General features: G+C 65.0%; 8 protein-coding genes and 1 pseudogene. 8 read left to right on the top strand and 1 reads right to left on the bottom strand.

Features of this window, described 5'->3' with window-relative positions; genetic code table 11:
- The first annotated feature begins 133 nt into the window (after window positions 1-133).
- The 6 genes from AKN84_RS33680 to AKN84_RS33655 all read left to right on the top strand — a co-directional run bounded on the left by AKN84_RS33680 (window position 134) and on the right by AKN84_RS33655 (window position 7,696).
- On the top strand, window positions 134-1,552 hold the full coding sequence (locus tag AKN84_RS33680; protein WP_050424774.1) for a M20 family metallopeptidase: 1,419 nt from the start codon (window positions 134-136) through the stop codon (window positions 1,550-1,552).
- A 333-nt stretch (window positions 1,553-1,885) separates the two neighbouring features.
- The gene (locus AKN84_RS33675) at window positions 1,886-3,676 is read left to right on the top strand and encodes a peptide ABC transporter substrate-binding protein (RefSeq protein ID WP_050424773.1); all 1,791 of its coding nucleotides are present in this window, start codon (window positions 1,886-1,888) and stop codon (window positions 3,674-3,676) included.
- A 238-nt stretch (window positions 3,677-3,914) separates the two neighbouring features.
- The gene (locus AKN84_RS33670; protein WP_050424772.1) at window positions 3,915-4,871 is read left to right on the top strand and encodes an ABC transporter permease; all 957 of its coding nucleotides are present in this window, start codon (window positions 3,915-3,917) and stop codon (window positions 4,869-4,871) included.
- On the top strand, window positions 4,837-5,754 hold the full coding sequence (locus AKN84_RS33665) for an ABC transporter permease (protein ID WP_050424771.1): 918 nt from the start codon (window positions 4,837-4,839) through the stop codon (window positions 5,752-5,754). Before AKN84_RS33670 ends, AKN84_RS33665 begins: the two co-directional genes overlap by 35 nt.
- A complete protein-coding gene (locus AKN84_RS33660) occupies window positions 5,751-6,731 on the top strand; it encodes an ABC transporter ATP-binding protein (RefSeq protein ID WP_128971401.1) in 981 nt (326 codons plus the stop codon). Before AKN84_RS33665 ends, AKN84_RS33660 begins: the two co-directional genes overlap by 4 nt.
- The gene (locus tag AKN84_RS33655) at window positions 6,728-7,696 is read left to right on the top strand and encodes an ABC transporter ATP-binding protein (RefSeq protein WP_050424769.1); all 969 of its coding nucleotides are present in this window, start codon (window positions 6,728-6,730) and stop codon (window positions 7,694-7,696) included. The genes AKN84_RS33660 and AKN84_RS33655 overlap by 4 nt, the downstream gene beginning before the upstream one ends.
- A 324-nt stretch (window positions 7,697-8,020) precedes the next feature.
- Here AKN84_RS33655 and AKN84_RS33650 read toward each other — a convergent pair.
- Window positions 8,021-8,982: pseudogene (locus tag AKN84_RS33650) on the bottom strand (LysR substrate-binding domain-containing protein).
- A 99-nt stretch (window positions 8,983-9,081) separates the two neighbouring features.
- On the opposite strand from AKN84_RS33650, the gene bla reads away from it, so the two are divergent.
- Window positions 9,082-10,002, top strand: a complete 921-nt coding sequence (gene bla, locus AKN84_RS33645; RefSeq protein WP_050424768.1) for a class A beta-lactamase — start codon at window positions 9,082-9,084, stop codon at window positions 10,000-10,002.
- Window positions 10,003-10,333: 331 nt separating this feature from the next.
- The gene (locus AKN84_RS33640) at window positions 10,334-11,248 is read left to right on the top strand and encodes an ankyrin repeat domain-containing protein (protein WP_050424767.1); all 915 of its coding nucleotides are present in this window, start codon (window positions 10,334-10,336) and stop codon (window positions 11,246-11,248) included.
- The last annotated feature ends 856 nt before the right edge of the window (window positions 11,249-12,104 follow it).

The following is a 12,104-nucleotide window of genomic DNA, read 5'->3' as shown; positions in this document are numbered from 1 at the left end:
GCGAGCCGGACACATTTCCGCACACCAGGACGTGACTTTCGGAAAAGCTGCCCTGCCGACAGCCGCTAGGCGGCGGCGCGGCAAGCTGCTAGCGTTTTGCGCTTCAGATTGCCTTACTCGAGGATCGGAGCAAATGGACAACCGTAGTGATGTTTGGCGCGGCGTCGACACGATCAAGCCGCGTTTCATCGAATTGAGCGACCGGGTCTGGGCAATGCCCGAGGTCTGCTACACCGAGGCGCGCTCCTCCGCCGAACATCTGGCCGAACTGCGCCATCAGGGTTTCCGCATCACCGAGAACCTCGCTGACATTCCGACCGCGGTGATGGGCGAATGGGGTGAAGGCGGTCCTGTCATCGCCTTCCTCGGCGAATATGACGCCCTGCCCGGCCTCAGCCAGGAGGCCGGCATCGCCGAGCATCGTCCGGTCGAGACGGGCGGCCACGGCCACGGCTGCGGCCACAATCTGCTCGGTTCCTCCGCGCTGCTCGCCGCCACCGCGGTGAAGGACTGGCTCGCCGCCAACAAGGTGCCGGGCCGGGTGCGCTATTACGGCTGCCCCGCCGAGGAAGGCGGCGCGGCCAAGGCCTTCATGGTGCGCTGTGGCGCGTTCGAGGACGCCGACATCGCCATCACCTGGCATCCGCACAGTTTCTGGGAGGTGGCGGTGACGCCGTCACTCGCCAACACCCGGGCCGATTTCATCTTCACCGGGCGGACCTCACATGCGGCGGCCTCGCCGCATCTCGGCCGCAGCGCGCTCGATGCGGTGGAATTGATGAATGTCGGCGTCAACTACATGCGCGAGCACATGCCGAGCGATGCCCGCGTGCATTACGCGCTGCTCGACACCGGCGGCATCGCGCCCAACGTGGTGCAGGCCCATGCCCGGGTGCGCTACTCGATCCGTGCCCGCGACCTGCCCGGCATGAACGAGCTGGTCGAGCGCGTGCACAAGATCGCGCAGGGCGCAGCGCTGATGACCGAGACCAAGGTCGAGATGAAGATCATCTCCGCGGTCTCCAACATCCTGCCCAACACCCCGCTGGAAGAGACGCTGCACCGGATCATGGAAGATCTCGGCCCGCCGCATTTCGACGATGCCGACAAGGAATTTGCCGGCAAGATCCGCGCGACCCTGACCGACAAGGACATCGCCTCGGTCTATTACGCGATCGGCATGGAGCCGACCGACCGGCCGCTGGCCGATTTCCTGGTGCCGATCGACGCCAAGCGCAATCCGCTGATCGGCTCGACCGATGTCGGCGACGTCAGCTGGGTGGTGCCGACGGTGCAGGTCCATGCACCGACGGTTGCAATCGGCACGCCGTTCCACACCTGGCAGGTTGTGGCGCAGGGCAAGACGCCGGCCGCGCACAAGGCCATGGTGCAGGCCGCCAAGGCGATGGCCGGCCTCGGCGTCAAGGCGCTGATGGAGCCGGAGCTGATCGCGGCCGCCAAGGCCGACCTCAAGAAGCGGACCACGCGAACGCCCTATATCAGTCCGCTGCCGGCGAATGTTGCACCGCCGTTGGACATGTCGGTCGCCTGAGCGCCGCATCCTGAGAGCCGGACCTGCGCTTCGATGCGCAGGCCGGCGGCCGCTTCGCGCGAAAATACGGTTGCGTGGCAAAAAAGCATCTCGGAACAAAGGATAACGAACAAATTTTCCGCAGTGCGAGGCACGCATCAGCGCGCTTTGGCGCCGATATGCTGAACCGATGTGCGCCTAGGCGAGGTTCTGCACAAGCGATAGCCAAAAGACCTAGACGCCGAAGGGCGGGAGGCGTTGACCTTCGCGTTCATTCGGTGTGCCATCTGCCGCCAGAACGGCGGCCGGTTCCAAGGCCCGCCGCAAACACACGTGAGCCGGACCGAGGGGACAATGTTCGACAATAATCTGCGAGGCATGATCGACGACGTGAAGGACGGACGGATGGACCGCCGCGCCTTCGTCAAGCGAATGATTGCCGTCGGCCTCACCGCGCCGATGGCCAACCAGATTCTGGCGATCGGCGGCGTCGCGATGGCGCAGAGCCCCAACCCCTACAAGCCGACCAAGCGCGGCGGCGGCGGCCCGCTCAAGCTGCTGTGGTGGCAGGGCCCGACTTTGCTCAATCCGCATTTCGCCACCGGCACCAAGGATCAGGACGGCTCGCGCATCTTCTACGAACCGCTGGCAAGCTGGGATGTCGACGGCCATCTCAACCCGATCCTCGCCGCCGAGATTCCCTCGATCCAGAATGGCGGGCTCTCCGCCGACGCCAAGCAGGTGATCTGGAAACTCAAACCGGGCGTCAAATGGCACGACGGCAAGCCGATGACGGCCGACGATCTGGTGTTCAACTGGGAATATGCCAGCGACCCTGCGACGGCGGCCGTCTCGATTGAAACCTACAGCGGCCTGACCGTCGAAAAGATCGACGATCTCACGATCCGCATCACTTTCAAGAAGCAGACACCGTTCTGGGCCAATGCCTTTGTCGGGGCCTATGGCTGCATCATCCCGAAGCATCTGTTCGCGGATTACAAGGGCGGCAAGTCTCGCGAGGCGCCCAACAATCTGAAACCCGTCGGCACCGGCCCGTACAAGTTCGTCGAGTTCAAGCCGGGCGATCTGATCCGCGGCGAGATCAACACCGACTACCACATGGCGAACCGGCCCTATTTCGACACGATCGAGATGAAGGGTGGCGGCGATGCCGTCTCGGCGGCACGCGCGGTGATCCAGACCGGCGAATATGATTTCGCCTGGAACATCCAGGTCGAGGACGAAGTGCTGCAGCGGCTCGAAAAGGGCGGCAAGGGCAAGGCCCTGTTCGCGGTCGGCGGCGACATCGAGTTCATTGCGATCAACTTCACCGACCCCAACACCGAGGTCGACGGCGAGCGCTCGTCGATCAAGACCAAGCATCCGATCCTGTCCGATCCGAAGGTACGTCAGGCGCTGGCGCTGCTGGTCGACCGCGACTCCGTCAAGAAGGCGATCTACGGCCGCGCCGGCCGCACCACTGCCAACTATCTCAACGGCCCCGAGGAGTTCGTCTCCAAGAACACCAAATGGGAGTTCTCGGTCGAGAAGGCGAGCGCGCTGCTCGAGCAGGCCGGCTGGAAGCTGGGCTCCGACGGCATCCGCGAAAAGGACGGCAAGAAACTGAAGCTGTTGTACCAGACCTCGATCAACGGGCCGCGTCAGAAGACCCAGGCGATCGTCAAGCAGGCCTGCCAGAAGGCCGGCATCGACGTCGAGCTGAAATCGGTGGTGGCCTCGGTGTTCTTCTCCTCCGACGTCGCCAACCCCGACACCTACGCCCACTTCTATGCCGACCTCGAGATGTTCCAGATCCCGATGACGCAGCCCGATCCCGCTTTGCACATGCGCCGCTACCACTCGCGCAATATCTCCACCAAGGAGAACAAGTGGCAGGGGCCGAACTTCCCGCGCTGGGCCAACAAGGAATTCGATGCCGCGGTCGACGCGGCCGACACCGAGACCGATCCGATCAAGCGGGCGGACCTCTACATCAAGGGCAATGACCTGATGTGGCAGGACAATGTGATGATCCCCGTGATGCATCGCCTTGCGGTGGAAGCCTCCTCCAACACGCTGCGTCCCGCGCTGTCCGGCTGGGCCAACCAAACCGACAATCTGCAAGACTGGTATCGTGAAACTTGAGCCATGAGGGGGCTCGAGATGTGCTCCTTCCTCTCCCCGTTCCTACGGAGAGAGGCTTGGGTGAGGGGCTCCATCCGCAAATGGGTTGGAAGGTGAATTCGCCTGAGAACCCTCACCCGGAATTCAAGCCGTACTTGATTCGACCTCTCCCCGCACGCCGGGCGAGGTGAAGCTCGCCTTTCGATTGGAAGCAAGATCAACGTGCTCAAGGTGCGAGCGTTAGTTAGATGATCTCTCGATGAGTCAATATATCCTGCGCCGTCTGATGATCGCGATCCCGAGCCTGCTCGGAATCTCGCTCGTGCTGTTCGTCGTGCTGGCGCTCGCGCCGGGCGATCCGTTCAGCGAGCTCGCGACCAATCCGAACGTGCCGCCCGAGGTGCAGGCCGCGCTGCGCGCCAAGTTCGGCCTCGATGACCCGATCTATCTCCGCTACCTGCACTGGCTCGCGGCAATGGTCCACGGCGACTGGGGCTTCTCGTTCGTCAGCCGGGTCGATGTCGACACCCTGATCCTGCAGCGGCTGCCGACCACGCTTTACGTGGTCGGCTCGTCGCAGCTGCTGGCGCTCCTGATCGCGATCCCGGTCGGCGTCTATGCCGCCACCCGGCCCTATTCGCTGTTCGACCAGCTCGCCAACACCTTCGCCTTCATCGGCTTCTCGCTGCCGACCTTCTTCACCGGCATCCTGTTCATCCTGGTGTTTTCGGTGAAGCTGGACTGGCTGCCCTTCGTCTACACCAGCGTGCCGGGAAGCGGCATCCCCTGGCTGCTGGAGATGATCCGGCAGGCCATCATGCCGGTGATGGTGCTCGGCCTGTTCCAGGCGGCATCGATGACCCGCTTCGTGCGCTCGGCGATGCTTGACGTAATCCGGCTCGACTATGTCACCACCGCGCGCGCCAAGGGCCTCGGCCAGGCCAAGGTGATCGTCAAGCACGTGATGCGCAATGCGATGATCCCGGTGGTCACGCTGATCGCGCTGCAGATGCCCGCCGTGTTCGGCGGCGCCATCGTCACCGAGCAGATCTTCCGGATTCCCGGCATCGGCTCGCTCCTGATTTCCTCCATCCTCGCCAATGATACGCCGGTCGTGATGGCCGTGACCTTCGTCTTCGCGTGTCTCGTGGTGCTGTTCAACCTGATCGCAGATGTCCTCTATGGCTGGCTTGACCCTCGCATCTCCTTCCGCTGAGCGGCGCGGTTATTCGCCCTGGCGCGAGACCTGGCGGCGCTACCGCCGGCACAGGCCGGCCGTGATCAGCGCCGTGTTGCTGCTGCTGCTGATCGCGGCCGTCGTGATCGGCCCGTTCATCTGGCGCGTCTCGATCAGCGACATTGACGTGGTGGCGGGCCTGCAGGGGCCCTCGCTGGCGCATCCGTTCGGCACCGACGATCTCGGCCAGGACCTGCTCGCCCGCATGATCTATGGCGGACGCATCTCGCTCGCGGTCGGCCTTGCCGCGATGCTGGTCTCGGTATTCGTCGGCACGCTGATCGGCGCGCTGGCCGGCATGTCGCGCGGCGCGCTGGGCTATGGGCTGATGTGGCTGACCGACCTGTTCCTGTCGCTGCCGCAACTGCCGCTGCTGTTGATGCTGATCTACCTGTTCCGCGACGGGCTGAAGGCCTTGTTCGGCCCCGAGGGCGGCATCTTCATCCTGATCGTGCTGGTCATCGGCGGCCTGCGCTGGATGCCGGTCGCCCGCCTGGTGCGCGCCCAGTTCCTCTCGCTGCGCGAGAAGGAATTCGTCGAGGCGGCCCGCGCGCTCGGCGCGAGCCCGGTGCGGCAGGTGGTGCGCCATATCCTGCCCAATGCACTGGGCCCCGTGATCATCGCCGGCACGATCGACGTCGCCGCCGCGATCATCGCCGAATCGACGCTGTCGTTCCTCGGCCTCGGCTTCCCGCCCGACACCCCGACCTGGGGCCGCATCCTGTATGACGCCAAGGATTTCCTCGACATCGGCCCGCACTGGGCGCTGTTCCCGGGCGGCGCGATCTTCATCGCTGTCGTCGCCATCAACTTCATCGGCGACGGGCTGCGCGATGCGCTCGACGCGCGCAAGGTGATCTGATGGCGCTGCTCGACATCAAGGGCCTGAAGACCCATTTCGCCACCGACGCCGGCGTGCTGCAGGCGGTCGACGGCGTCGACATCTCGATCAACCGCGGCGAGACACTGTGCGTGGTCGGCGAATCCGGCTGCGGCAAGACTGTCACCGCGATGTCGATCCTGAAGCTGATCGCGATGCCGCCGGGCCGGATCGTCGCAGGCGAGATCATGTTCGAGGGCCGCGATCTGGTGCCGCTGTCGAGCCACCAGCTCGACGACATCAGGGCCAAGGAGATCGGCTTCATCTTCCAGGAGCCGATGACCTCGCTCAACCCGGTGCTGACGATCGGCGAGCAGATCGCCGAGAGCCTGCGCCGCCACGAGGCGGTGACCAAGAAGCAGGCGCTCGAGCGCACCATCGAGATGCTGAAGCTGGTGCAGATCCCCAATGCCGCGGGCCGCGTGCATCACTATCCGCATCAGTTCTCCGGCGGCATGCGCCAGCGCGTGATGATCGCGATGGCGCTGGCCTGCCGCCCCAAGCTCGTGATCGCGGACGAGCCGACCACCGCGCTCGACGTCACCATCCAGGCGCAGATCCTCGACCTCTTGCAGGACATGAAGGAGCGCTTCGGCATGGCGGTGATGCTGATCACCCATGCCATGGGCGTGGTCGCGGAGACCGCGCAGCGCGTTGTGGTGATGTATGCCGGCAAGGTGGTGGAAGAGGCGTCGGTCGACGAATTGTTCGGCAACCCGCGCCATCCCTACACCCAGGGCCTGATCCGCTCGATCCCGCGCATCGACCTCGACGCCGAGCACAAGACAAGGCTGGAGGCGATCGGCGGCTCGGTGCCGATCCTGATCAATCCGCCGCCGGGCTGCCGGTTTGCGCCGCGCTGCAAGCACGCCATGAGCATCTGCACCGAACGGGAGCCGCGCCTGCGCGAGATCGCACCCGGCCATCGCATGGCCTGCCACCTCGGAGACGCGTCATGAGCGAGCCGCTGCTGCGCGTCTCCAATCTGAAGAAGCATTTTCCGGTGCTCGGCGGCCTGCTGTCGCGCGAGGTCGGCCAGGTCTATGCGGTCGACGGCGTGTCGTTTGCGGTCAACCGCGGCGAGACGCTGGGGCTGGTCGGCGAATCCGGCTGCGGCAAGTCGACCACCGGCCGCTGCGTGCTGCGGCTGATCGAGCCGACCTCGGGCGAAGTCGTGTTCGACGGCCAGAGCGTGACGGGCTTGGGCAGCGGTGATCTGCGCGCCATGCGTCGCAACATGCAGCTGGTGTTCCAGGACCCGTTCGCCTCGCTCAACCCGCGCATGACGGTCGGCGCGATCCTCGGCGAGCCCTTCATCATCCATAACCTCGCGACCTCAGCCAGCGAGCGCGAGGACCGCGTCGCAAGCCTTTTGGTCAAGGTCGGGCTGAAGGCCGAGCACATGCGGCGCTACCCGCATGAATTCTCCGGCGGCCAGCGCCAGCGCATCGCGATCGCCCGCGCGCTAACCTTGGAGCCGAAGCTGATCGTATGCGACGAGCCGGTCTCGGCGCTCGACGTCTCGATCCAGGCCCAGGTCATCAACCTGCTCGAGGACCTGCAGGCCGAGCTGAACCTCACCTATCTGTTCGTGGCTCACGATCTCTCCGTCGTCGAGCACATCTCCGACCGTGTCGCCGTGATGTATCTCGGCCGCATCGTCGAGCTCGCCAAGGCGAGCGACCTCTACCGCAACCCGCAGCATCCCTACACCAAGGCGCTGCTCTCGGCGGTGCCGGTCGCCGATCCCAAGGCGAAGCGCGACCGCATCCGCCTGAAGGGCGACGTGCCGAGCCCGATGAATCCCCCGCAGGGCTGTCACTTCCACACCAGATGCCCGATCGCCGAAGAGCGCTGCCGGCAAGCGTCGCCGGAATTGCGGGAAGGACGCAACGGGCACTTCGTGGCGTGCCATCTGGCGTAGGCCGCTCCTCCGGCGATCAAGCTGCTGATGCTCCCTCACCGTCACCCTGAGGTGGCCGCTTCTTCAGCGGCCCTCGAAGGGTCGACGGCCACCGGCCGGGCCGTGCATCCTTCGAGGCTCGCTCCGCTCGCGCCTCCAGCGACAAAGGCGGAGCCTTTGCGCGGGCATGACGGACCAAAATATCGAAAACAACCCCATGCAAAACAGCTGGCGGCTGCCTGCGTCCGACCAGGCGGCTTGACACGTCGGGCAAATCAAGGATACATTTCCAATATTCCGAAATCGTATAAGCACCGCTCGCTGCAGCAGCTTGCGCCACATCCGCTAGCGACCACGCTTCTTCGACGCGGACTTTACCGGCTTGCGCTTTGCCTTGGCCCTTGGCCGCGGAGCCGATGCGCTCTTCTCGCTCTCATTCACTTCCGCCCGCAGCGTATCGAGCAGCCAGTCGCGGAACGCGCGCATGCCCGGCGTGACCTCGCGCGACTTCAGCCAGGTCAGCCAGTACGACCCCGCCGGCACCTCGGCCGCGAACGGCCGCACCAGCCGGCCGGAGGTAAGCTCATTTGCGAACATCGCAATCGGCACCAGCCCGACGCCGACGCCACGTGCCGCCGCCTCGGCCATACCAACCGAACTGTCGAAGATCGGCCCCTGGATTTTCGGACACGGCGCGCGGCCACCGCAAACCACAGCGGCCATTCCTCGGCGCGGTAGGAGCGCAGCAAAAATTCCTGCGCGAGATCGGACGGCTTGCGCAGCCGGGTCGCTGCATCGGGGCAGCACACTGGCGAGAGCGGCGCGGACAACAGATGGATCGCCTCGGTGCCGTGCCACGAGCCGTCGCCGAAGCGCAGCGCAAGATCGAGCCCGTCGCCCGCGATGTCGACGCGGTTGTTGTTGGTGAGCAGCCGCAGGTCGATATAGGGATGCGCGCGCTTGAAGCGGTCGACCCGTTGCAGCAGCCACCCAGTCGCAAACGTCGTGACGCAGCCGACGGTGACGACCTCGCGCGTGCCCTTGGCCTCGATCCGGTCGATCGCGGCCCCGATCCGGTCGAACGTGTCTGACAGCACCGGCAACAGCGCCAACCCCTCGTCGGTGAGCACCAGCCCGCGCGGCAGGCGGCGGAACAGGCTCGCGCCCAGCAGTTCCTCGAGCTGCTTGACCTGATGGCTGATCGCGGTCTGCGTGACGCGCAGCTCCATCCCCGCGCGGGTGAAGCTCAAGAGCCGCGCAGACGCCTCGAAGGCGCGCAACGCGTTCAGCGGGAGATGCCGGCGCATGGCGTCATGACCAAGTTTTCCTCATGCCTCGTTGTATAAATGATCGTTTGTGCGCCGTCACGCCGCCCGGCAGGTTCGCGCCGCAACGGGAGATTCGACATGCTGACGAGACGAACATTTGGATTGCGCGCACTGGGCCTTGCGGTGTCCTGCACCACCCTGCCGTGGCAGAGCGCCGCGGCGGGACAGAGTACGGCGGCAGCACCAGGCGAGCCGGCGCAGCGGCTGCAGCAGGAGTTTGCGCGCATCGAGCTCGCGACCAGCGGCCGGCTCGGCGTCGCCGCGCTCGACATGGAGACGGGATTGCGCGCGAGCCAACGCGGCGACGAGCGGTTCCCGATGTGCAGCACCTTCAAGGCGATGCTGTCAGCTGCCGTGCTGCACCGGGTCGATCGCGGCGAATCCAGCCTCGATCAACGGATGCAAGTCGAGGCCAAGGATATCTTGGCCTACGCGCCTGTCGCCAAGCAACATGTCGGATCCGGCATGACGTTGGCCGAACTCTGCGGGGCCGCGATCACGCTCAGCGACAACACCGCGGCCAACCTGCTGCTGCGTGAGATCGGCGGGCCTGCCGGCTTGACCAGCTTCTTCCGCACCATTGGCGACAATATCAGCCGGCTCGACCGCTGGGAGGTGGAACTGAACGAAGCCGTGCCCGGTGACCCGCGCGATACCACCAGCCCCGTCGCGATGCTGAAGAATCTGCAGCGCGTGGTGCTCGGCGATATCCTGCAGGCCAATTCGCGCCAGAAGCTGGTGGACTGGATGGTCGCCAACAAGACCGGCGACGCGCGGCTGCGCGCCGGCGTGCCGCGCGACTGGCGGGTCGGCGACAAGACCGGCACCGGCGAGCGCGGCACCTACAACGATATCGGCGTGTTCTGGCCGCCCGGCCGCAAGCCGATCGTGGTGACGGTCTACCTGACCGGGGCCAGCGCGCCGATGGAGAAGTGCAACGAGGTGATCGCCAACGTCGCGCGTGCCGTCGCGAATGCGAGCACCGGGCAGACCGGCTAGAGCGGCGACGGGCTCTGCTTCACCTCGCCCCGCATGCGGGGAGAGGCATAGGCCGCCTTCGGCGGCCGTCCTCAGAACGCCGAAGCGGAGCTTCGGCTATGACGCATCTCCAGATGCGTTCCGGGTGAGGGGGAGTCTCCGCGCATCCGTCTGCTCTCTCATGCGCCGAGAGAGCCCCTCACCCCAACCCTCTCCCCGTAAGAACGGGGCGAGGGAGCGCAGCGCCCTTGCTGCGCGGCTTTACATCGCTGCGCGGCTTGGCAGCAACCAAGGATCATGCGACGCTCGATCCGGATGGCGATGCGCCCAGCAGCCATCCGGAGGACACGTCTTGTATCGCCGCATCGCTCTCGCCGCGCTGCTTGTTGCGGGCCACGTTCACAGCAGCTCTGCTGCGGTCGACCCGGCGCGGTGCCGCGAGCTGATCCGCAAATATGAAGCCGAGAAGGCCCAGCTCAGCGCGATCGAGATCTCGCTGACCTTGTTCGCGGCCGCCGATGCCGATTGCATCAACCTCGCCACCGAGCTGCTCGACGGCGGCGCATCGGTCGACGCGCGGGACCGGCTCGGCGCACGGCCGCTGAGCCACGCCGCCCGCTCCGGCCATCTCGACATGGTCGATCTGCTGCTGGCGCGCGGCGCGCCGGTCGATGCGCGCAACCTTGCCGGATCGACCGCGCTGTATTTTGCCGCCGAGCGCGGCCATACCGCGATCGTGCAGCGCCTGATCGACCGCGGCGCCGACGTCAATCTCACCGGACGGAGCGGCGCATCGCCGGTCGCGGCCGCCGCCTATGCCGGCCGGGACATGGTGGTGCGGATGCTGCTGGCGCACGGCGCCGACGGCGGCAAGGCCGACGACACCGGCAAGCCACCGGTCGTGTACGCGGCGGCCGGCGGTCAGCTCGGCATTGTCAAGCAGCTGCTCGCGCGCGATATCGACATCAATGCGCGCTACGCCAACGACCTCACGCTCCTGATGTGGGCATCGGGACCGGATGAGACCGTGCCGGAGGCGCAGGCGCTCGAGGTCGTTTCGTATCTCTTGGACGCCGGCGCCAGGATCGACGATCGCGACGCGCGCGGACGCACGGCACTGATGATCGCCGCCGAAGGCAATCATCCCGCGATCGCGAAAGCGCTGCTGGCCCACGGCGCCGACGCCGCGCTGGCTGACAAGGCGGGCAAGCACGCCGCTGATCTCACCATCCTCTCAGCACTGCGCGCGGAGCTGACGCCGCGCTGAGACCGCTTACGAACCAGGACACGTAGTCATAAATCGTTCGCGATATCCGCTTTGCTCCGATACCGACCGCCTTTGTGCAACCGCGGCAAATGCCGAAATGGGCCAGAGGCAGACATTGCGATTTAGCCTCGACAGCCTAAAACGCAGCCCAAGTTCCTTGCAGAACCGCAAGCGACGGTAGTGCCAAATGTTTCTGGCCGGGCTTAAACAAGCCTGAGACCAATAGATCGTTGATCGCGTTCAGACGAAGCATTCCGTCGTGGAGATGGCCGCCCCATTGTCGAATGCAATGCGCTCGGAAAACTGCCTGGACTGTTGCCGCGATAGCATCTGCAGCTTGCCACGCTTCATCAGGTTGACCCAAGTCAGACGCGACCGCCAAGAGGCAAGTCGAGCTAAAGCTTAGTTTCTCATTGGGCTCGCTCATCATGGAAAAGTACACATCAGGCGCCAGTCCGTCGCGCCCGCAAATGGACCAAGAAGGCGCCCACATTTCGCAATTCAGAAACGCAGCCTGACGGCCTGAAAGAAGCACACCATTCTCGGCGTGAGTCCACCGTTTGCTACCCAGTTCGTTCCAGCCAATGCGCCCAAACGAAATTCTCCTCTGATTGGGCGTTCCCGTCAACGAGTCCAATTGAGTTGAACGCACCGCCACTGCGCGGCGCTGTACATGAATAAGACAGTCCAAAGCGTTGAATATGTGGGTCCAAGTTCGCTCAACCCACGGCGGAGGCGCCACCCGACTTCCAAGAACGGCATAAACTAGATATTTGCGGTCTCGATATCCCATTCAGCTTACGGCCATGTTTCCCGGATGACGGACATCATTAGCAGCGTCGCCTATTTCCGCAAC

This window comes from Bradyrhizobium tropiciagri (assembly GCF_001189845.1).
Lineage (GTDB): Bacteria > Pseudomonadota > Alphaproteobacteria > Rhizobiales > Xanthobacteraceae > Bradyrhizobium > Bradyrhizobium tropiciagri.
This window is presented reverse-complemented; position numbering and strand designations above follow the sequence as displayed.